This is a genomic window from Magnetococcus marinus MC-1, from assembly GCF_000014865.1.
GTDB lineage: Bacteria > Pseudomonadota > Magnetococcia > Magnetococcales > Magnetococcaceae > Magnetococcus > Magnetococcus marinus.
This window is the reverse complement of sequence record NC_008576.1, coordinates 1,876,195-1,898,613: the sequence shown is the minus strand read 5'-3', so window position 1 is coordinate 1,898,613 and position 22,419 is coordinate 1,876,195. Positions and strand designations below refer to the sequence as shown.

Annotated in this window: 14 protein-coding genes; 1 reads left to right on the top strand and 13 read right to left on the bottom strand. The window is 51.0% G+C overall.

The window, feature by feature from the left end:
- Nucleotides 1-53 precede the first annotated feature (53 nt).
- From pstA to MMC1_RS07840, 3 genes are all read right to left on the bottom strand, one after another.
- Nucleotides 54-1,352, bottom strand: a complete 1,299-nt coding sequence (gene pstA / locus MMC1_RS07850; protein WP_011713199.1) for a phosphate ABC transporter permease PstA — start codon at nucleotides 1,350-1,352, stop codon at nucleotides 54-56.
- Nucleotides 1,345-2,727 carry a phosphate ABC transporter permease subunit PstC gene (gene pstC, locus MMC1_RS07845; protein ID WP_011713198.1) on the bottom strand — a complete coding sequence of 461 codons (1,383 nt, stop codon included), beginning with the start codon at nucleotides 2,725-2,727 and terminating at the stop codon, nucleotides 1,345-1,347. The genes pstA and pstC overlap by 8 nt, the downstream gene beginning before the upstream one ends.
- A 276-nt stretch (nucleotides 2,728-3,003) precedes the next feature.
- On the bottom strand, nucleotides 3,004-3,345 hold the full coding sequence (locus MMC1_RS07840) for a YfbK domain-containing protein (RefSeq protein WP_041640991.1): 342 nt from the start codon (nucleotides 3,343-3,345) through the stop codon (nucleotides 3,004-3,006).
- Nucleotides 3,346-3,765: 420 nt separating this feature from the next.
- Between MMC1_RS07840 and MMC1_RS21170 the strand changes: the two genes are divergently transcribed.
- Nucleotides 3,766-6,780: an HD domain-containing phosphohydrolase gene (locus MMC1_RS21170; protein WP_011713197.1), complete on the top strand. Its 3,015-nt coding sequence runs from the start codon at nucleotides 3,766-3,768 to the stop codon at nucleotides 6,778-6,780.
- A 156-nt stretch (nucleotides 6,781-6,936) separates the two neighbouring features.
- Here the strand turns inward: MMC1_RS21170 and MMC1_RS07830 are convergent, their stop codons facing one another.
- From MMC1_RS07830 to MMC1_RS07785, 10 genes are all read right to left on the bottom strand, one after another.
- The gene (locus tag MMC1_RS07830; RefSeq protein WP_041642174.1) at nucleotides 6,937-7,842 is read right to left on the bottom strand and encodes a response regulator; all 906 of its coding nucleotides are present in this window, start codon (nucleotides 7,840-7,842) and stop codon (nucleotides 6,937-6,939) included.
- A gap of 167 nt (nucleotides 7,843-8,009) precedes the next feature.
- A complete protein-coding gene (locus MMC1_RS19855; protein ID WP_143711385.1) occupies nucleotides 8,010-10,007 on the bottom strand; it encodes a sensor histidine kinase in 1,998 nt (665 codons plus the stop codon).
- A gap of 295 nt (nucleotides 10,008-10,302) precedes the next feature.
- Nucleotides 10,303-11,280: a UDP-glucuronic acid decarboxylase family protein gene (locus MMC1_RS07820; protein ID WP_041640987.1), complete on the bottom strand. Its 978-nt coding sequence runs from the start codon at nucleotides 11,278-11,280 to the stop codon at nucleotides 10,303-10,305.
- A 59-nt stretch (nucleotides 11,281-11,339) separates the two neighbouring features.
- Nucleotides 11,340-11,549 carry a rubredoxin gene (locus MMC1_RS07815; protein ID WP_011713193.1) on the bottom strand — a complete coding sequence of 70 codons (210 nt, stop codon included), beginning with the start codon at nucleotides 11,547-11,549 and terminating at the stop codon, nucleotides 11,340-11,342.
- 82 nt (nucleotides 11,550-11,631) lie between these two features.
- A complete protein-coding gene (locus MMC1_RS07810) occupies nucleotides 11,632-14,532 on the bottom strand; it encodes an SEL1-like repeat protein (protein ID WP_041640983.1) in 2,901 nt (966 codons plus the stop codon).
- Between the two features lie 171 nt (nucleotides 14,533-14,703).
- Entirely contained in the window at nucleotides 14,704-16,944 is a 2,241-nt protein-coding gene (locus MMC1_RS19850; RefSeq protein WP_011713191.1) for an SEL1-like repeat protein, read from the bottom strand.
- Nucleotides 16,945-17,389: 445 nt separating this feature from the next.
- Nucleotides 17,390-18,109, bottom strand: coding sequence for a Crp/Fnr family transcriptional regulator (locus MMC1_RS07800; RefSeq protein ID WP_011713190.1), 720 nt, complete (start codon nucleotides 18,107-18,109; stop codon nucleotides 17,390-17,392).
- A 168-nt stretch (nucleotides 18,110-18,277) separates the two neighbouring features.
- Complete coding sequence (locus tag MMC1_RS07795; protein WP_011713189.1) at nucleotides 18,278-19,180, bottom strand: chemotaxis protein CheX; 903 nt, start codon at nucleotides 19,178-19,180, stop codon at nucleotides 18,278-18,280.
- A gap of 555 nt (nucleotides 19,181-19,735) precedes the next feature.
- The gene (locus MMC1_RS07790) at nucleotides 19,736-20,323 is read right to left on the bottom strand and encodes a hypothetical protein (protein WP_011713188.1); all 588 of its coding nucleotides are present in this window, start codon (nucleotides 20,321-20,323) and stop codon (nucleotides 19,736-19,738) included.
- A gap of 108 nt (nucleotides 20,324-20,431) precedes the next feature.
- Nucleotides 20,432-22,213, bottom strand: coding sequence for a response regulator (locus MMC1_RS07785; RefSeq protein WP_011713187.1), 1,782 nt, complete (start codon nucleotides 22,211-22,213; stop codon nucleotides 20,432-20,434).
- Between the last annotated feature and the right edge of the window lie 206 nt (nucleotides 22,214-22,419).

Genomic DNA, 22,419 nt, shown 5'->3' with positions numbered 1-22,419 from the left:
TATTATCGCTTTCCTATCGTTTGAAAACAGTGTTGTGTTGCGTAGGTCGTGCCCTACCAACGGCGCTCAAATTTCTTTCTGAGCAGCACAGCCAGCAGATTCATCAAGACCAGAAAACCCAGCAATACCAATGTCGCTGCGGCGGTCTTCTCCACAAAGCCCCGTTCGGCGCTGTCCGCCCACAGATAGATCTGTACCGGCATGACCGTTGCGGCATCCGTGGCACTGTGGGGAATATCCACCAAAAACGCGACCATACCAATCATCAACAGCGGGGCTGTTTCACCCAAAGCCTGCGCCATGCCAATGATCGTACCGGTCAAGATTCCCGGCATCGCCAAGGGTACGACGTGATGCAACACCACCTGTAAGGGCGATGCACCCAATCCACGGGCGGCATCCCGCAATGAAGGGGGTACCGCTTTGAGCGCCGCGCGGGTCGCGATGATAATGGTGGGCAACGTCATCAACGCCAAGGTCAAACCACCCACCACTGGTGCCGAGCGGGGCATATGCATAACATTTAAAAACACCGCCAACCCCAATAGACCAAAGACAATCGAGGGCACCGCAGCCAGGTTGTTAATGTTGACCTCAATCAAATCTGTCCAACCATTTTTGGGAGCAAACTCTTCCAGATAGACCGCCGTGGCCAAGCCCACTGGGAACGAGGCCAAAAACGTCACCAACAAGGTCAAGCCAGAGCCAACCAACGCCCCCAAAATACCCGCTTGTTCTGGATCTTGAGAACTACCATTGGTGAAGAAATCACGGTTAAACTTTTTATCAATGCGCCCTTCGTGTTGTAACTGTTCTATCCAGCTTATGGTGATGTCCTTAATGGGACGATCACTCTCGGGCACATCCTTGGTAAAGTAGCCTTTCAGATACATATCCACATCATCACTGGCCACCAACCATAGCTCGCGGGTGGTGCCCACCAGTTCAGGCTGCTCCAGCACCACGTCCCGCAAGGCGTATTGCGCACTGCTGCTAATCAAAGTTTTGCGCAATTCAGACTTGTCTCTACGGCTTTTGACATCCGGAAACAGCGCATAGAGCCCATTGGTATAAAGCTTACGATAGTCCGCATGCGAGAGCACCTTAGGATCGCGTTTGCCTTCAGGGTCGATAACCTGCTCGTCAAAGTGGATCTTCAGCTTGATCTGGGTCTGTTGAAAAGCCGTTAAGCCATTGCCCAGCATGGTGGTCAACAAGATCACCAGCGCAGCCAATGCCACCACGATACCGCTTATACCCAACAGCCTAAAACGTGTTTCTGAGGCACGCCGCTTTTTTAACAAGCTCAATGCTGTGGGGTTAGTGAAAGATGTGTTCGCGTGCTCAGTCATATTGCTCTCGATATTTCTGCACCACCCGCAGGGCGATAAAGTTCAAGATCAAGGTTACGCCAAACAGCGTCAGACCCAGGGCAAAGGCTGATAAGGTTTTGGCACTATCAAACTCTTGGTCTCCCACCAACAAGGTGACAATTTGCACCGTTACGGTGGTCATGGATTCCAACGGATTGGCCGAAAGCTTCGCTGCGGCCCCCGCCGCCATGACCACAATCATGGTTTCACCAATGGCGCGTGAGACCGCCAGCAGCAGAGCCCCCACAATCCCGGGCAGTGCTGCGGGTAAAATGACCTGTTTAATGGTCTCTGCCTTAGTCGCCCCTAAACCGTATGAGCCATCGCGCAGAGATTGAGGAACCGCATTGATCACATCATCGGAGAGGGAAGAGACAAAGGGGATGATCATGATACCCATGACCAAACCCGCCGCCAAGGCGCTTTCCGATGCCACATGCAACCCTATGGCCTGACCTGTATTGGAGAGAAAGGGGGCAACGGTCAAGGCCGCAAAGAACCCATAGACCACCGTTGGCACCCCCGCCAAGATCTCCAGCACGGGCTTAACCCAGGCACGCACCAACGGGGTAGCATACTCCGACATAAACACGGCAGCGAGCAAACCGATGGGTGCCGCGACCAGCATGGCAATCAGGGTAATCATCAAGGTGCCCGCGAACAGTGGTATGGCACCAAATGATCCTGATCCGCCCACTTGATCGGCCCGTAGCGCCGTTTGGGGGCTCCACTGCAAACCAAACAGAAAATCCGTGGGGGGGATTTGGCCAAAAAACAGGATCGCTTCAAACATAAGCGACAGAACAATACCCAACGTTACCAAAATGGAGAGTGTCGAACTGCCAATGAGGATAACCCGTACGACTTTTTCGACTTTATTGCGTACCCGGCTTTCGATACCCAACTGCATATAGGCAAAACTCATGGCCCCGCTAAGCACCACGAACAAACTGCCCATAAGCGTATAAAAGCTTACAGATTTCAATTCATTATATTGTTGAGATGCGATTGTAATCTGCTCACTCACACCACCCATGAGCTGACCACCAGCCGCAACAATTTTGATCTTATTCATGATCACCATGACCTGTTCGGTCATGGTTGGCCCTTCTGGTATGTTAAAATGCGCCATGACCATAGATTGGATAAGGTCAGGTTCAAAGATCAACCAACCCATCAAAATTACGGCACCTGGCAGGGCCGCATACAACCCCACAAAAGCACCGTGGTAGTTGGGTCGTGAGTGGAGCTCACTAGGATGTCTACCCTCCAGTATTTTAAAGGCGTGACGGCGTCCCATGTAGGTGCCCATTGCGAGCAGTACAATGACGAGGGTGAGTGCCGAAAGAGTCATGACGGCGTTTGGCCTTTCCCAAAAAAACAAAGAGAACCCACAAAGCAGCTAACCAAATAGTGCTTTAACCCTATATTCCCTATGGGCATCCACGCATAAATGAAAGTCCTGCCCATACAGAACGCCCAGAGCATAATGTGCAAAATATCGTTTTGAAGGGCATTCTCATGACAGCTTGGTAACATTTATCTTGCAGTTTAATGTTTCTGCCCCTTTCCCCTTTTTTCTAGCGACGCGCATCAGCAGCCGAGTTGCGCGCTAGGCGGCCATCAGCGGTTACTCGATTAGAACGTGGTCACCAGCTGACCGTCTCCAATATCCTCGGCATTCCCCCAAATCGTTGGTCAAATCCTGCCGCTTTACCATGCAGCCTTCATAACCCTTTAAATGCGAATCAGAAACCTTAGCAGGCGTAAACTCCATCTGAATTTTCACATCACCCCATACGCAGCTGACGGTTTTGGCTAATCCATTGGTATGGGCATGCTCTGGCGTGAACCCTGGAAGCTCATTAAGCCTTTTTATGGCGCCTAGTCGACATAACAGCGGCAGAAGGCCACGCTCTGCACCATCTTTTAACCCTACAACAGCGATTTTTACGCCAATGCTCTTCGACAATACATTCCCCTATATATCGGAAAATAACCTTTATTATCGGTGTTTTACGCGAAACTTAGCCATCACTAAGCAATGATGTTCAAAAAAAATATCCGGTAACAGAAGGAGTTCTTGAAAAAATATGGAACCGCATCCACTATATCAACTTAGGAAGATCTATTTCCAATCTCCATAGTGAATCTATTGAATCGTATTCAATCAAGTACGATCGCGAACCAAAGAATGAATCGGTCTGGTGCTGGGCGGGGGAAACAATCGGGCAGTGACCTATTACAGATTCTATCACGCTCATCCATGGATGTATGAGCCCCTTTTCAAGCGTGATGCGGGCAGTTACACCCCCTTGTTTCTGATACTCAAGGAATACCTGCCACGGCTCTCCCCTAGATCAGTGAACAATTATAGAAATTTGAGGCGATCATGAAGAGTCCTACAAAAAAACAGTTCCCCTTTCATATTGGTATGAGCCTCTATCTTTTGGCTGTTGTGCTTCTGCTCACGGTCATGATTTTCTTCATTGTTCACCGGCAGAGCGTTCTTACGGCGCAAAAGGATGCGATCAACCTCTTTCAATCCACAACAGCGGATATCACCCACCAATTAAAAGGGGTTCTCCGGCCAGCCATGGTGCTCAGCCGTGTGCATGCCAGCGCTCCTTCGATCAACGCACCCCTGGTGGGGGATGGTATGAACCATCCCTTTATGGCACAGTTGATCGAATCCCTTCAGGTGGATAAAAACCTATATGCCGTCTATGTTGGTTTGGCCAACGGAGACTTTATTCAAGCCATTGCCGCTGTAGAAAACCCAGGCGTCCGAGCCCTCTATGAAGCGCCAGAACAGACCGCCGTGATTGCCCGTATCATCCACGGTACGCCCCGCAAAACCTACCTGCAATTTTTGGATCATCAAGGCAAAGTACTCGAGCATCGCCAAACGGATAACCCCAGCTACAACCCGGTTAGTCGCCCTTGGTATGGCAAGGCGTTGACCAGCAAAACTTTTTCGGTGACCGATGCTTATGTGTTCAACTCCTCTCCAGAGTTGGGTATCACCGTCTCTCATGCCCTAAAAGGGGGGGCGGGCGTGGTTGGGGTTGACCTGACATTGCGCCAGCTCAATCGACTTTTGCAAGAAAAACAGATTTCCAAACACAGCCATTTGTTAATTTTTGATCAACAAAAAAGGGTGTTGGCTTACCAGGGATTCAACGGCCAAACCCCCATCCAATCTTTGACCCCAATGGATGCTCTGGGGATACCCCAGGTGACGCTGTTGGAGAATCTTAACCCAGCGAGAGAACAGGTTGAGGTCCATCCTTTTAAAGGGGATCCTTACTTATTGGTCCAGCACGCCTACACGCCGATTCCTGAACATACGCTCAATGTAGCGGTGATCTCACCGCTTTCCGATTTCACCGGCCATGTACGCAACATGCGTCAGACCATTTTGGTTTCCGTGCTGCTGCTGATGCTGGTATTGGTTCCCTTAATCATATGGAGTATCCGCAAGCTTAGTAAAGTGTTGGTGCTGCTTGCTGAGGACGCCGAGAGAATCCAGCGTCTGGATTTTGATGGAAAGTCTCCAGAAGGATCTATGATTACCGAGGTCAATCAATTAACCTCTGGTTTTGCGGCTTTGAAAGAGACCATCCTCGCACGTACCGAAGCGATGCAACGCTCCCAAGCCAAGTTGCAGAAGGTACTTGATATCTCCATATCCCTAGGGGTGGAGAATGATCATGAAGTGTTACTTGAAAAGATTTTATTGGGGGGAATTGAGTTAACCCGGGCTGATGCCGGTACCCTCTATATGCTCGAAGATGACAAACTTCACTTTAAAATTTTGCGTACCAACTCCTTGGGGATGTCCATGGGCGGCAAGAGTGGTCAGCCCGTGACCCTCCCCCCCATGAATCTTCATCATCCAGAGACCGGTGAGCCCAACCACTCCAATGTGGCGACCTATACGGCACTTACGGCCAAAACGGTCAATATTGTCGATGCCTATGACAACACCACATTTGATTTTTCTGGAACCCGTAAGTTTGATGCCGCCACCGGCTACCGTTCTCAATCGTTTCTCAACGTCCCGCTGGTGCCACGCGGCGGCAAGGTGTTGGGTGTTTTGCAACTCCTTAATGCCCAAGACCCCGTTACAGGTGCCACTGTGCCCTTTGAGGCAGATACAGTCTCCATCATTGAGGCACTGTCTGCCCAGGCTGCGGTAACATTGGAGAATAAAACGCTGTTAGAAGCCCAAAAAGCGCTTTTTGACTCCTTTATCCGCCTTATGGCCGGTGCCATTGACGCCAAGTCCGCCTATACCGGTGGACATTGTGAACGGGTACCCATTTTGGGACAGCGTTTGGCGGATTTGGCCAACCGCGCAACGGATGGCCCCTTTGCCGGTTTTACCATGAACGAAACGCAGGCCGAAGAGATGCGTGTTGCGGCTTGGTTGCATGATTGTGGAAAGGTAACAACCCCGGAATATGTGGTGGACAAAGCGACCAAACTGGAAACCACCTATAACCGTATCCACGAAGTACGCATGCGTTTTGAAGTGCTCTACCGAGATGCCCAAATTCAGTTTTGGCAGGATGTGGCACAGGGCAACGGCATGCTCGATGCGTTGGAAAAGAGTCTGAAAGAGAAGAAGGCTCAGTTGGATAATGATTTTGAATTTCTTGCTACATCCAATGTGGGCGGGGAGTATATGGCCCCTGAAAAACAAGAGCGTATCCGTCAAATTGCGCAAATTCCCTGGATGCGTTATTTTGATGATCGTTTGGGCCTTTCAGAAGCCGAGCTGTTGCGCGTAAAGGATTTAGAGAAGGTCGCCATACCAGCTCGGGAATCTTTGCTCTCTGATCGTGCTGATCATATTCTGCCACGCCTTGATCGGGATAAAGAGGTGGCAGAGTTGGAGGCACTGGGTATTACCATGCCGGTACCCGAGAACCAATATAACTTTGGGGAGATCTATAACCTCTGCATTGCCAAGGGAACCCTAAGCAATGAAGAACGTTTCAAGATCAATGAGCATGTGGTGCAAAGTATCCTTATGCTGGAGAAGCTACCCTTTCCAGAAGGGATGAAAAATGTACCCGAATTTGCCGGTGCCCATCACGAAACGATGATCGGTACAGGCTACCCCCGTGGTTTGAAGAAAGATCAGATGTCGGTTCAGGCTCGTATCATGGCCATCGCGGATGTTTTTGAGGCGCTCACAGCCGCAGACCGACCCTACAAAAAGCCCAAAAAAATGAGTGAAGCCATAAAAATCATGAGCTTTATGGTCAAGGACCAGCATATTGATAAAGAGCTGTTTCAGCTGTTTTTATCAAGTGGCCTCTATCACGAATACGGCGAAGAGTACCTGCTGGATTTCCAGATGGATGATGTGGACATCAGGCCCTATCTGGATGCATGATGCTTATTCCACCGTACCACCAACAAACAGGCCACCTTGGGGGGGCCTGTTTGTTGGTGGTTTTATAAAACGCCGTGCCAACCAAAGCGCCCAATGGCAGCGCACGCACGCGGCTCTCTTGGCAATGGCGGACACGCTCTATACCTTTCAGACTTATCAAGCCTCATGGTCTAGGGCGATTTCTGCACGGACGGTGTTGCCATTCCCCATATAGGTCAGCTTGCTAAAACTCATTAATTTAGACATCGCAATCCCCCGCCCATGGGTATCAAAGGCACGCTCTGGACTAAACTCCAGATACTGTTCCCAATCAAAGCCATTCCCTTCATCTTGAATGATAAAGTAGCAGTGTTGCGTATCGCGTCCATACTCGATACGCACCTTACGTTCCGCGAATTGGGGTAGGTTCAGCCGCCGTTCGACCTCTTCATGCCAACGACCTTCTAGATTAAGCTGGCTTTTTTCCCGATAGGTTATACCTAAATTACCATGCTCCACAGCATTGATCAGCAGTTCGTAGAGACCCACTACCACCGATTCAGGATGTGGGCACAGGGTAGAGAGCAGCCCCGTCAGATCAACCATTTGTTCCAAGGTGCGTAGTTCAAATACGCCTTGTTGCATTAATTTTAACCCAGAAACCGTCTTACGCACCTCATTTAAGAGATTTGAATAGGCGCGGTGCTCCTCACACGCGGTGGCCACCACGGCTAATAGAGCATCTTCATTAAAAGGTTTGGTAATGTAGTAAAAGGCCCCGGCCTCCAACCCTTCACGCACAGCATCTTCACTGGATTTTGCTGTTTGAAAAATGACAGGAATACGGTCCAGTTGGGCAGACTGTTTCATCTGTTTGAGCACTTCAATGCCATCAAGCCCAGGCATCATACGGTCAAGCAACACCACATCAGGTAGGGTAGGATTTTTTTCCAGCCAAGCCAGCGCCTCTGTTCCATCTTTTGCTAAATGGACCTCATAGCCCACCTCATCCAACAGCTCTTCAATAAGCTCTAGGTTGAGGGGATCGTCATCCACCGCTAAAACCACACCTTTACTGCCCATCTTCTTACCCTTAGCCAGCACGTCATCCATAGGCAATGATTATGGATTACCCTCGTTTATACCCAAAAACGACCCACACAGATACGTACAGGATCACCATCCCCCCTTGATGGCCGACGCCGCGATACGATTGATCTCTATTCCTTAATCGGAGCTGCGGTGACACTCTAGCGTTCACCCCCTCTTGGTAGAGTCACAATCAGTCGAGCACCACCACCTATTCGGTTTTCAGCATATATCGTGCCTACATGGTTGTGCATAATTTCTCGACAGATCGCCAAGCCAAGTCCTGTACCCCCAGCCCCGGTCTTGGTACGGGTTGACTGGGCGAATTGATCAAAGATCTCCTCCAACTCACCCTCGGGTATCCCCATACCACTATCCTCAACCACCAACTCCACTCCATCTACCATTTCGGGATCATTGGCTCGCCGTCCACCGCGCATTTCAATATCCCGCAGATGAATCCAAACCTCACCCTGCTCTGGGGTAAATTTGATGGCATTTGACAGTAGATTACTCAATACCTGCTGAATACGCACCGCATCCATCATAATTTGCCCATCTTGCAAGGGTACGCCGCACTTTACGGTTAACCTCTTCTCTTCAATAAGCGGGTGAAAAGATTCACACACCTCTTCAATCAAGCGGTTTAGGTCGTGCCAATTCATGGTGAATTGCATACGACCTGCCTCCAGTTTAGAGAGATCCAACAGGTCATTTAATAACAGCAGCAGACGCTGCCCACCTTTCACAATATTATTAAAATAGCGGTTCAGGTGATCCACCGTAGGCTCACCACGCTGTAATCGTTTAAGCCCCCGCTCAGCAAACCCCAAAATACCATGGAGAGGGGTGCGTAATTCATGACCAATATTGGCCAAAAACTCTTGCTTCGCTTGAGCGGCCGCATGGGCGGCTTGTTCTGCTTGGCGACGCTCCACCACACCAGCCATGGTATTGGCCATGGTGCGCAACATAGAGATCTCTTGCTCGTTGGGGGTATGATTGGGCTGCAAATAGAGGGTCATAACCCCTAACATCTTTCCACCGCGACCAAGAATCTTGACATGCACATGACCATGTAGCTCCATCTGTGCAAACTGCACGTCATGACCTGACTTCAATGAACTGTTGGTTGTAACCAACACATCCTGATCCGATTGGGCAATGCGTCCACACAGACAGGTCCCATAAGGAACTTGTGCACATTTTATCATAACGGGCGAGTTGGTTATGCCATGGGATGCCACCATGTGCAGCCGCTGCTTGTCATCATTAGCCAGCAGAATCACACCTTTTTCCAGCACATTAAACTCAGGCAATACCAACAACATCTGCAAAGAACGTTCTAAAATTTCTTCCAGCGGGCGCGGCGTCAACGAGAGCTGGGTGATATTAAAAATCACCTCTTGTAAACGTCTACCCTTTTCCACTTCCTTAATCTTTAGACGCAACGCTTTCTCAGTTTGTTCATAGCGATCTAATTTTGCTTGTAGTTGTGCATTACGTTGCAATACCGACTGTTCAAAGCGTGAGACATCAACCACCGTAATGCCTACCCGGTCGCCGTCCATCGCAAACAGGCTAAAATGTAACCAAGCCAAACCATGTTGGTATAACAGATCGGGCTCAACTGAAGCCTGCCCCTGACGCCAAAGATCCGTAACCAACGCTTGTAAATGGTTGTTCCATAGCGTTGGCATCAACTGTTCGGCACGACGCCCTTCTTCCACCTGCATCATAGCAGAGAGCAGCTTTGCCCAAGCGGGGTTCCAACGCTCGACCACACAGCTAGGATGCTGGGGCTCACCCTCCAATTTAACCACCAACATACCCACATGCATGCCCGCCAATAGACGTTCACTGGGTTCGCTGCCGGTGGTAAAAGAGCCACGGGTTTCATTAGAAGAGGCTTGCTCGCTGAGGGTACGGTTAAGTAAATGGCTTAATAGGCGTGTAAGAACATCTTCAGCTTGACAGGGGTAGAGCAACAGCTCCGCCATATTCAACCGTTCAACACGCTCTTGTTGTGCAGGCCCGGGGGGCAGCGCATGACAGAGCAAACGTTGCTCAGGATTATTGTTGCGCCACCGTATAAGCGGTTCAAGACCTGTTTCAAGGGATGCTGCGGAATAGAGTAACAGCTGCGCCTGACCCTGCATGTGTATTGCTGCTAAGGCGTTAAAATCAGGCAAAAGTGTTAACGTAAGACTAAGATCTTGTTGACAATTCAGTTCACTTAGCTGATCAAAAAGTGCTGAACCTGCTGTCTCCACAATAACGACATTCACACATTCCCCTTTCTCTCCCCCCAGCGTGTTAAAAGGTCACTTTAACCCCATACGGTTACGGTTGACCTATGTAGAGTGCCATTGGACCCATTTCCAGCTGTCACCGCCTCGTCTGTCGCGTTAGCGCGAGCAGCATCGTAGTAAAAATACGCTTTATCACAATATGTTACAGCTCTCCACGCTGAAGTAATCCCTCAAAATAGGCAATGGTTTTTCCCAAGCCCTCCCGTAAGGGGATGGTAGGCTGCCAATTTAAATGCTGTTGTGCCAACGTAATATCAGGCTTGCGTTGCCGAGGATCATCTTGTGGCAGTGGTTTGTGTACCAATATTGAGCCTGCACCGGTCAGTTCAATCACCAACTCGGCCAGCTGTTGAATGGTAAATTCCACCGGATTACCAAGATTAATGGGACCCGTCACATCATCTGGCGCATCCATCAATTTTACAAATCCTTCAATCAAATCATCCACATAACAAAATGATCGAGTCTGTTGTCCCTCACCAAACAGGGTGATAGGCTCTCCCCTTAAAGCCTGTACAATAAAGTTAGAGACCACCCGCCCATCATTTGGGTGCATGCGGGGACCGTAGGTATTAAAAATACGCGCAACCCGAATGCGCGTTTTATGCTGGCGATTATAATCAAAAAACAGCGTTTCAGCGCAGCGTTTACCTTCGTCATAACAGGCCCGTGGACCAATGGGATTAACATTACCCCAATAGCTTTCCTGCTGTGGGTGCATGGCCGGGTCGCCATACACTTCACTGGTAGAGGCTTGAAAAATTTTCGCCCCAGTGCGTTTGGCGAGCCCCAACATGTTGATCGCACCATGCACGCTGGTTTTGGTGGTCTGCACAGGATCCAACTGGTAGTGAATGGGTGAGGCCGGACAGGCCAAGTTGTAGATCTCATCCACCTCCAAATAGATCGGCAAGGTAATATCGTGGCGAATAAACTCAAACCGAGGGTGCCCACTAATGGCCAGGATATTATCCCGATCCCCGGTAAAAAAATTGTCCACACAAATGACTTCATGCCCAGCGTTCAGCAAGCGTTCACATAAATGTGAGCCTAAAAAACCGGCACCACCCGTCACCAAAATATGCTTCCGTTTATGTCCACGCACGCAAAAAACCCTCATTTATAATGGTTAAAAATGATTGAGCTCAACCCCAAGCAAGGAATGCACCCCCACCCTTACTACCACGCATCGCCATCCAGATCCACCACATCACCTTCATAATGGTCATCGTCGCCATAAGGGACAAATTGATCTTTTGTCGCTGGGCACTCAGGGCAACTCCAATCGGCAGGTAGATCTTTAAATAGGGTACCCGCAGGAATACCCATGTCGGGGATACCCTCGTCTTCGTCATAGACATAGCTGCATATCGGACAGTGCCATTTCATGCTTCAATCTCCTTGAACATCTCAACAAACAGTGCTCATCATGCGGCAAACCGGATTGTGTTTAACCCCTTAGCTCTCATCTCTACAGCTTTGCCTTCGTTTTTTCAAAAGCGTGCTGTAGTTCTTGACGCACGCCTTCAGGCAAATGTTTTTCCAGCCGCTCTAGCAGGGATTCGGCTTCGCTCATACCGCCGTGGCGGCTGGCCAACAGCAGTGAATAAGCCTGTTTAACCCGATCCGTCAACGGGGCTTCAAGATCGGCCTCTTTTAGGTAGAGGGCCGCTAAACCATACTGCGCTGCGGGATGCCCCAATTTAGCCGTCTGTTGGAGCAGACGCATGGCATAAACTTGTTTACCCTCTGGGCCATGGGTTAAGTAGAGTCGGGCAAGCCGGTATTTACCATCCATATTGCCCGACCGGGCCACCTCACCAAACAGCCCTTCTGCCCGTTTAAGGGAGGCCACCCCGCCTTCACCCTTCTCCAGCATCTCACCGAGGGCTAATTTAGACGGCATAAAGCCGGCGGCCTGCGCTTTTTCAAAATAGTGCCTTGCCAGTCGGGCATCGACGGCCACCCCCAACCCATGGCGGTAGTGGTTGCCCAAGTTATGTAAGGCGGGCACATGGCCAAGTTTGGCACCGCGCGTGTACCATTCCACCGCTTTAAAAACGTCTCGATCAACCCCATTACCCTGGAAATAGAGGGTCCCCAAATTGTTGGCCGCTTCAGCAAAGCCCTGTTCTGCGGCTTTGCGGTACCAATGCACCGCACGGTGAGCATTGGGGGCCAGCCCTACCCCCAAATGTAACATATAGCCCAAGTGAAACTGCGCCTCCGGACTCCCCCCTTCAGCACCCTTTTTTAACCACCTTAGAGCCTGCTCATAATCCTGTTTAAGAGGGGTTTTAAAGGTTAATAAAACCCCTAATAAAGCCTGTGCATCCGCCCCACCCTGTTCTGCGGCTTCACGCAAAAAGCGCTCGCCCAACTCAGGATTATAGTGGCTGTTTTCTTTACTAAGATAGATCCGAGCCAGTGCGGTTTGAGCCTGGGCTACCCCGGCACTTTGGGCATCTTGCAACAGCCGCAGGGCCTCTTCTATACTACCAAATTGACGGTTGGCATAATAGAGCATGCCAAGGTTATAACGGGCACTGTCATTGCCATATTGGATGGCCTTACGATACCACGCAGCAGCCTCAATGGGATCGGTTTCGCCCCCTAACCCCTTTTCATAAAGCACGCCAAGACTATTTTGCGCATCACCACTGTTTTGCCGAGCAGCTAACAAAAAGAGCTGTCTGGCTCGCTTATAATCAGCCTTGCCCGCCAAGCCATCCCGCAACATAACCGCCAAATTGTTCTGGGCAAAAGCGTACCCTTGAGCCGCTGATTTTTCGTACCATTGCTGCGCCAACTGGGGATTTTTTTCAACACCGTCCCCATCCAGGTAGAGCGTGCCCAGCCAGTTTTGAGAGACCATGTCCCCCTGTTCAGCAGCTTTTGTATACCACTGTGCGGCCTGATTAAGATCCTTTTCTACCCCTTTACCCTGTCGATAAAGGTCGGCCAAGTTACCCTGCGCCGGGGCATGACCCAGCAGCGCCGCTTTGCGGTACCATTTTGCGGCCTCTGCGGCATCCTCGGCAACCCCCTCACCCGCTTGGTAGATATCCCCCATTGAGGTAAGCGCGTAGACATTTTTCTGCTCGGCAGCGTGGCGGTACCACTTCATGGCCTCGGCTATATTGACCGGTATGCCCCGGCCATGACGATAAATATCCCCCAGATGATCCCGCGCCTGCACGTCACCCTGTTCCGAGGCATGCTCAAACCAAAAACGGGCCTTGGTAAAATCCTGCTCAACCAAACGCCCTTGGTAGTAGAGCAAGGCCAAATTAAACTGTGCCGAAACTTCACCCTGCTCCGACGCAAGGGTATACCAGTAAATGGCGCGTTCTGGATTAACCACCACCCCTTCACCCTGGGCATAGGCAAGCCCCAGTCTAAATTGAGCATTGGCATCGCCCAACTCCGCGCCCTTCTGTAACCAGCGCACGCCGCGACTACGCGCCACAAAACCCTGCCCCGACTTGAGCAGCGCCACCCCAGCACGATAGGCCGCACGCGGCACGCTGGCGCGGTTGGCACTGACCAGTGGTTCTAGAGCCTCTATCCAAACAACGGGGAAATGCTCGGCCATCACCAGTGGTGCCTCGGGCAGAACGGCCAAGTTACCTACCTCCATGGCAGCAGCCCGCTCGTACCACTGTTCGACCTGTTTTTGCAGTTGGGGATTGTTCTCGTTATGCTGCTCAGCCAGCCATTGGGCCATCAAAATCGCGGCAAAGGGCTGCCCCCCATCCGCACTCATTTGGCACTGTTGGCGGGTCTGCTCTGGGGGTAGCTGCGTCGCCACCACATGTCGCACCCCTAAGAGACAGAGTGCTGTGTGCCCCTCCAATACCCCCGCTTGCACAGCCTTGTGCACACGCTGTAAAACGGTTGGCCAATCAATGCTATCGCCCGTACCACGAATCTGTACCATTGCGGCAGCCAGATAGCCACTAGGCTCGCCATTTTCCCCGGCATGCAGGTACCATTGCAGCGCTTTTTTGGCATCCCGTGCGGTGCCACGGCCACGGAAATAGAGATCACCCAATTTAATCCAAGCCCAACGACTGCCCTGCCCCGCTGCGCGGCTATACCATTGAAAGGCCTCAAAAGGTTGAGCCTCTCCGCCGATACCATAATCCAGATAAAGCCCCATAAAAAACTGGGCTCGACGGTAGCCTTGATTGGCCAGTTGTAACAGGCTCCCACGGTCTGTTGGAAGCGCGACCCCATGAGGCCACAACGCGGTACGCTGCGGGCCAGCCAACAGAACATCCTCGGCCAGATTGGGCGCTGCCAAGCCAGCAGATAGGCCGGACGACATCACCACGATGAGCGCTAAAAACAGGGCAGCGCGTCTGCTCACACCTACCCTGCTGTGTCTACATTTTACCATAATGACAACGATTCCCATCCTTGGCATTGCCTGCCCGCCCTTGCATTCCAAGCCAAGGTGACGCTCACACAGATTGCTCCCTCAAAGGGCCATACTAACGGCCTTACAACCCATTGTAAAAGGGCCTTATTGCAAAATCTATCACGGTTGTTCTAACCATGTTTTAGCCAATGCGTCAATTCGTGCTTGCTGCGTTGCATTCATGGCTTTTGTGGATGACTCATAATTGATCCGCGATATCTCATCCCCAGCCCATGCCCCTAGCCGAAAGTGCATAATGGCGCGTCGTTGAGTATCACCCCCACCATCACTATGACCAAGCAAAAACCGCCCAATGGCATTATGCGCCGCACCATAGTTCTGACGCGCCGCCTGAGTATACCAGTTGAGGGCCTCGGCCAAATTTTTATCCACCCCCAAGCCATTTTCCAGCAGATAGCCAACCGCTGTTTGTGCCGGAGCAAACCCCTGTTTGGCCGAACGCACATACCAACCATAGGCGCTACCTGGATTAGCCTGCACCCCTTTGCCACGATAGTGCATATGTCCCACATTAAACTGGGCCAAGGCATCCCCGTGTTTCGCAGCCTCACCATACCACTTGAGTGCCTTTAAAAAATCAACCCGCGTGCCAATCCCCTGCGAATACATATAACCCAGACTATTCTGCGCTTGCACGTGCCCCTGATCAGCGGCCTTTTTAAGCCACTTAAAACCGTCGTCCAAACCATTTCCCAATGCGGTTTCGTCGCGCAAAGACTGACCCATACGATACTGGGCCTCCGCATCTCCCCGCCGCGCTAATCGCATCAATTGGGGCCAAGTAAGCGTGTCATAGCGCTTACCATCCACGGTTTTCGGCTGTCGCTCTGTTGGCGTCGGCGCGCCCTCCCCACCCAGCTGGTTTGCAGGCAAGATCCCACGCTTCTCATCTACGCTACCCTTCGCGGCAGGCCGTTGCAGTGGGGCCACGACACTTTTAGCGATATCCTCTTTGACATGCGCCATTGGCACAGCTTCGCGCCCTGGGGCTTGCTCAAGCGGAGCACTCTGCTCTGCGGCTCTCTTTAGCTGGGATTTCGGTGAAGGCTCGGGTACAGCCCTCGACGGATAGGCATGACGAGCTTCCGGCTCTGGCCGAGCGGTTGTGGTCGTTTCATCCTGTGCCGGGGGTTGCTGGGCCACCAGCACGGCGCTACGGTCCTCCATGGGCTCGGCTGGCTCCAAGCGCTCCGCCGTGCTGGAGCCAAAACCTGCCTTTGCATCCAGTTGGACCTCATCCACAGTTTGGGGGGAAGATGAATCCTGCACGGCAACGCCACTTGGCGGTGTAGAGACCGAAGCGGCGTCTGAACGAACCTTTTGTTTTTCCTCATGCTCTAGGTTTAATTGTGCTTTTTCAAGCTCTTTTTGCTCAGCATCTGGCACCGGCTTAGGCGCTGCGTGGATGACCTGTTTCTGTTCAACCTGGGGTTGACCAGCCGATCTCGGCGCTTGGGTTATTTGCGGGGCACTTACCATCGGCGATGTGGCGGTGGTCCGTTTTTCCAATAATTTGGCACGTAATTCCTGGGCCTGCCACTCACCCAAACGGACGGCTTCATCGGCCCAGGCGGCAAGTTGCGCTTGATCAGGAACACCGGTAGTGGTGGGTTCGGCAACCAGCGCCATGCGTGCCAAGGGATCCCCCAAGGCGGAGCCCACATTCAACCACTCCACAGCACGCTTGCCCCCCATCTTGCCATCAAACGACATTTTGGCCATGGCAGCCAGACGGCTGATGGCCAACGGCTCTCCAGCCTCACCACTACGAATTAACCACTGTTTGGCTTCTGCCCCCATCCCTCCGTGCTGATCCCTGTCCAACTGCCATAAACCATACATCGCCAAGCCATGCCCCCCCAGCGCGGCCCGTTGATACCACAGGCGTGCCAGCGGTATGTTTGCACCTTTTTGGTTGGGTAGATGTTGAAAATGTTTACCGATTAAATAGGCCGCATCCCAACGCCCCAGAGCGTACGCCTGCTGCCAATAGTCAATCGCTTTTTCAACATGACCCCCGTCACCATCCGCAATCCAACTAAGATGTCCCAACCGCATCAAGGCCGCTGCCCGTTGCTGGGGGGTACCCTGCAATGCTTGCTCATACTGCGGGACAGGACCAGTTTTACCTGAACCAGCATGTTTACCTGCCAACAGTTGCGCGTCACCCAAATCAACCAAAGGGGCCGCATTCAAGCCATGGGGCAACAGCACCAGCAGGGAAAACACCAGCCCCACCCCTGCACGCACCAAGCCCAACGCAATCAGCCTTTTGTCACCGTTTTGACAAAGGGCTAATCGCCAGCGCAAAAAAACCATCTTACGGGTATATTTTTCCATTTTTTCAATCTTTTACATTTATGGCCCAGCTGTTGCTTTTAGTACAGCGTCTCAGTAACACGACGAGATTATCACCCCTCTCTTCAGCCACGAGAAATTGGCCAACGAGTGGAGTGTTCACGGATTCCTTCGGCTCCCGTGACGAACCGGTCCTGCCAGACTGGTTGAGCCGGAGGACGGTACCTTGGAGTTGCTCCCGACCGAGGTACCTACTTTCGGGTAGGCCGGGCAGGCTTGCCACCTTTTACTTTCGCCCGGCCTACCTTTTTTTTACCCCATGGCAGACAAAAACCAAAACGCAAGCGCCCGCTTGCGGGCTCGCCCTACGGTCAAGAAACCCATCCACACACCAAAGCGACCATTGTGGCGCACATCTAGGATGAGCGCCAGAGATGCTGGTGCACAAAGTCCAATTTTCTGGAAGAAAAACAGCGAAAACACAAGATTAGTGCGTATCACCTAAGCTATAGCTGGCATCACGCAAGGTGCGGCAATCAAGAATGTGGATATCGGTGTGCTGCACGAGGATTAACCCATCATCACTCAAACGCCGCATTAGGCGTGAGAGAGACTCAGGCTTAATAGAGAGTTTAGAAGCCAGCACGTGCTTAGGCATACCCAGCGATACCACACCTTGATTGCGTACCAGCATATCCTCATCTAAACGCTCCAACAGATAATCAATAAATCGCTGTGGCGCATTTTTCAGGCTTAAACTTTCAATCTCTGCCACCAACACGTGCATCCGCATTGAGAGCGCGGCCATGATACGAAAGCAGGTCTCCTGAGATTGGTACAACATCTCCATAAAAGGGGCATTGGGCAGTTGGTAGATCTCGCTGGTTTGCAGGGCTTCTGCGGTGACAGGGTAGCTGGGGTGGTTTAAAAACATCAGCGGCAAAGCGATATAGTCCCCTGGGCGAATAATCTCAAGCACCTTTTCACGGCCATTTTGAGAAAGGCGCAAAAGTTTGATCAAACCCTTGCGCACAATAAAAAAATGGCTCGCGGGTTGCCCTTCATGGAACAGCACCTCTTTTTTATTCAGCTTTAAGCGCTCCACCGTTGGTTCAAGAAACGACCGTTGCGGTAAAGTCAGCGCCGTAAAAAGGGGGCTTTGCGAAAAAACCGGATCTTGAAAAACCTGCTGCCGCCACGCTTGCATAACCACCCCCTATTTTTAGTATTCAACCGTGACCACACACAACGTGTCGTCCCTTTGGCGACACATCGCACGTACAACAACCCAAGGGTTTAAGGGGCCAAGCAGTTTAAGGGGCATGGTGAAGAGAGTCGATGGCAACGTCATTGACATAAGTCAAGCATCGCCGTCTCATTGAGAAGCGAAAAAACACTCCACAAAAAAGGGTCCAAACGGGGCTAGAAAATATTGTTTAACGCTGTTTAAGTCACGTTGATAGACAATACCATACTGTTTTCCATACACGACCGTCGGTGGCGTTAATTGAATATTTTCAAACTCTCCAGATAGACGGGTTTGCACGCCACCCGTAATTAAGTTTGCCATTTCCCCAAAGGCATCGACCACCATAGGGTCAGTAAAGCTGTTGGCCTCTTCCCCGCTAAAGCTATTCGCCAGTGCAATAACCACATGCATGGGGGCTGATAGATGGATGCCACCCGTCAAAGCACCATTAAAGTTAACCACTGCCGTGGCCTCGGCTTCTGGCGGCACATAATCTTCAAAATCCTGTTTGATCACCGTTGGGCCCTTATGGACATCCTGGGCCAAAAAGGCGATGAAAATTTCGTTCACCGCATCGGTAATAAAACCAGAAAGCTCCTCTTTCATAAATCCAATGTGCACAACATTCATGGAGAGCTCAGGATGGCGTACCATTTCCTGAATAAGTTGGTTGGGGTTTTCCGCGTGTTTTGAAAGAAAACACTTAAATTTACGATAATTTGATGTATCCGTATGGGTAAACTGCACCCCTAATCCAAATTCATCCTGACGGGTAATGCGCCCCTCTAACTCGACCCAAGCCTCACCATCATCCGTGGGCAGTTGCAGTTGAACTTGACACGCTTCACCCAAGTGGTGCGCAGCCAAGCTTTGCCGATACTCAATGTGAACGCTGGAAAAACTGATATTTTTGGTAACCCCTTGCATTTGATGAAGACTACCCAACATCAATACCGCAGGTACAGCAATATCCAGCCGCGTTGTGGAACGCACATTACTGGTACTCTCTACGACAGGGGCATTCTCCATTTAACCTTACCTTTTTCTACTTAGTTGTGCTCATTTCATTCTAGCCTGCATCTTACAGACAGCAAATAGCCCCACACCTCCCCACCATTTTGTGGTTCAAGGGGTCCGCGCGTAATAGGGATCAATACAAGCTTAACCAGTTTTCCCCTCAACAAAAACCCTTTTATATCTCCATCCACGAAGATTTTGTCCACGACCCACATCGCCCCAATTTTTTCCACGAATAAAGCGCGTATCCACCACCCTACACCTGCAACGTATGGGTGTCTTGAAAAGCACGCCTTACGAAATTTAAAATAATATCTTTCTTTTAAACCTCATTCTTGACAACTTGTGTATTTTTCTCGCTTGAATAAACCGCGTGCCTAGCGCTCCAAAAAATGATCCGTTACCTCCTTTAACCCACCCGTGCGCAAGAGAGCCCAGCCTACTGGTGGGCAGCGGTTTAATCCCCACGCTGGGAACAGGAGGCTCAGTTCCACCCAGCCGCTCAACAGCCAGCAGCTCCCCCCTGCACCTTTTAACCCCTACCCTTTGCCATGTGCCACACTAACGTTACCCAATGGGCTCAGTCACGCCCCCAGCCACCACAAGCGGGTGACGCTGGAGCAGTCCATTCAAACAATGCAACATATCCTCAATATGGCCACACATCTGGTAAATCTCTTCGGTACTACGCCCATCAAACGGACCAATACAACGCCCCCCATGGGTTTCATAATAGTGCTCGATGAGCTCTTCGGCCTCCCACATGCGCTCACGCATACGCATGGGGTTCGCATCACCGGACAAGGCAGCGTAAATCGCCTGGGTTAGGCCAAAGGTTTCTCCATTAATCGACCAATCCAGGGGCAACTGGTCGGGCCTTTGCTGCGAAAAATGGCGATAGATGGCTGGACGGTAGCGCTGAACACCAACCACCCATGGCAACAATGAGGGATCGGGATAGGGGCCACACCACTCATTTATCGCGAGGATCATATGCTCCAGATAGGCTGCTGACTCCAGCTCTGTTAGCTTAAGGGTATGGCAAACATCTGCAAAAACAACCCATAAATGCTCTCGCCAACCCAGTGGACAACGATCCACCATGGGCGGCTTGACCTGCTGCTGCCACTGTTCCATCCAACGCTCTTGCTGCATTACCTACGGTTCCTCTTACCCATCTTGCGGCCACTAAGCTTGCCCCATCCTAGCAGAAAGGGCGCTGCATGGCAGCGCCCTTTTCCAAGAACCGGCGATGAAATGCGCTTACAGGCTGTAGGGCTCTTTTAACTTAACCACACTAAACAACGGTACAGAAGTTTCTCCAGCACTTTCCAATACCGCATGCTCACGCACCTCTAACTTGTCTTCCAAGAGCTTGCGTACAGAGTCGGTTATCACAACCAAATTACCCTGCTGGTCGGAGCGGGCCGCTTGGTGGGCCAACTCCACATTGTCACCAATCACCGTGAAATTACGGTCCCGATAGTGACTACCGATATTACCCAGTACAATACGCCCAGCATTGATCCCAATACGTACCTTAAAGCTCTGGCCGGTCTCCCCATGAATTTTAGGCAGGCTCTCAACCAACCGACAGGCTGCCGCTACGGCACGGTGAGCGCCATCATCCTGCCGGTCAAAGGAGACATATAAACCATCGTTAATCAATTTATCCACGGTTGCGTGGTATCGCACCATGATCTCACAGGCCATATCAAAGTAGCGGTTCAAAAAGGTCACCAACTGCTTGGCGTCTAAACTACGACAAATTTTGCCAAAGCCGACAATGTTCATAAACAGCATGGTACGAAACTGGTCGTCCGAAACCCCGCCCTGATCATCGTACAAATCAACAATTTTATGCTGCGAAAGGTGGCTTAAATAGTTTCTAAACGAGGCACGCTGTTGATCCAAACGACGATCCGCCAACACCCGCTCTACCTCCGCCACCACCCGATCTCCCACAAAAGGCTTAGAGATAAAGGCATGGATGCCAATGGAACGCATTTTCACCATATCCGCTTTAGAGTCGCGGGTAGTCACAAAAATAATGGGTACATTGGCGCGTTGTTTATTCTCACTCGCGCGAATGCGCACGCACATTTCCAACCCGTCTAGGTTTGGCATTTCGTAGTCAGAAATAACCAAGTTATAGTGCGTTTTCATGGACATGCCCAAACCCTGCAAGCCATCTTTCGCCTCATCCACGCGAAAACCCTGGGCGGTCAAAGCATTGCGCAGGGTGGTCCGAATAAGCTCAGAATCATCCACCACCAAAATGCGCTCGGGGCGCTCAGCCTCAGCATTGGAGCTCAGCAGACGACGAATGCGCGACACCAACTCTGGCACCACCACCGGTTTAGCCAAATAGTCGTCTGCACCTGCATCAAACCCCTTAGCCACAGCCTCCTCTGAGGTTTGCGAGGTTAGCAACAAGATCGGAATATCTTTAACCATGGTTGAACGCACATTGTGACACAGCGTCAAACCATCCATCACCGGCATCTCCACATCGGTGACAATGATATCCACATCTGCGGTATCCACCAGCGTGAGCGCCTCACGTCCATCCCACGCCTCCACCACATGGAACCCTTCTTCACGCAGAGCCGGTACCACCACCCTATGGAAAAGGTCGCTATCCTCCACATAAAGCACAGTGGGTATAGGGGGCACCAGCAGATCCATCAGCTTATGCACATCCTCTTTTTGGAACGGTAAGGTCAAAAATTGATCCGCTCTATGCTGGATCGCCTGTTCACGAATTTGAGGATTGCCGGAGAGAAAAACCACTTTGGTCCGTTTACCTAGCATCTTGTGACGTTTGATCGCTTCGCAAACCTGGATGCCATTGGCACTTTTGAGTTCTGTTCGCAGAAACACCAAGTCTGGAGCCGTCTCAATGATTTGCTCAAAAAAACCCTCACTATCCGATGTGAGTTCCTCAACCGCAAAACGTTCGCCATCTGCTAGCGCACCCATGATCATTTTGTTAATCATGGGTGTGTCCGTAATTAATAGAACCTTGGTGACTTTAAGACCCATCTGCGGTGCTCCCCCCTAGCAATCATGTCAAAAGTCAACATGCATGCTGACTTTCGACAATCCCCAGCGATTAACAAAACGGCGTTCCAAATATCCCTCATTTACATAACGACATTTCCAATTATTCAAAATTTATTGGTACAATTGCAAGACAATCTTGATAGAAAAAACGGCATCTTGTTAACCCATGTTTAACATTTCTCTAC

What these genes read in the sequence shown, in the direction of transcription:
- MMC1_RS07820 (WP_041640987.1), bottom strand. Translation starts at nt 11,280, where the DNA reads ATGAGGGTTTTTTGCGTGCGTGGACATAAACGGAAGCATATTTTGGTG.
- MMC1_RS21170 (WP_011713197.1), top strand. Translation starts at nt 3,766, where the DNA reads ATGAAGAGTCCTACAAAAAAACAGTTCCCCTTTCATATTGGTATGAGC.
- MMC1_RS07800 (WP_011713190.1), bottom strand. Translation starts at nt 18,109, where the DNA reads ATGCAAGCGTGGCGGCAGCAGGTTTTTCAAGATCCGGTTTTTTCGCAA.
- MMC1_RS07830 (WP_041642174.1), bottom strand. Translation starts at nt 7,842, where the DNA reads ATGGGCAGTAAAGGTGTGGTTTTAGCGGTGGATGACGATCCCCTCAAC.
- MMC1_RS07785 (WP_011713187.1), bottom strand. Translation starts at nt 22,213, where the DNA reads ATGGGTCTTAAAGTCACCAAGGTTCTATTAATTACGGACACACCCATG.
- pstC (WP_011713198.1), bottom strand. Translation starts at nt 2,727, where the DNA reads ATGACTCTTTCGGCACTCACCCTCGTCATTGTACTGCTCGCAATGGGC.
- MMC1_RS19855 (WP_143711385.1), bottom strand. Translation starts at nt 10,007, where the DNA reads ATGCAGGGTCAGGCGCAGCTGTTACTCTATTCCGCAGCATCCCTTGAA.
- MMC1_RS07795 (WP_011713189.1), bottom strand. Translation starts at nt 19,180, where the DNA reads ATGGAGAATGCCCCTGTCGTAGAGAGTACCAGTAATGTGCGTTCCACA.
- MMC1_RS07815 (WP_011713193.1), bottom strand. Translation starts at nt 11,549, where the DNA reads ATGAAATGGCACTGTCCGATATGCAGCTATGTCTATGACGAAGACGAG.
- MMC1_RS19850 (WP_011713191.1), bottom strand. Translation starts at nt 16,944, where the DNA reads ATGGAAAAATATACCCGTAAGATGGTTTTTTTGCGCTGGCGATTAGCC.
- MMC1_RS07790 (WP_011713188.1), bottom strand. Translation starts at nt 20,323, where the DNA reads ATGCAGCAAGAGCGTTGGATGGAACAGTGGCAGCAGCAGGTCAAGCCG.
- pstA (WP_011713199.1), bottom strand. Translation starts at nt 1,352, where the DNA reads ATGACTGAGCACGCGAACACATCTTTCACTAACCCCACAGCATTGAGC.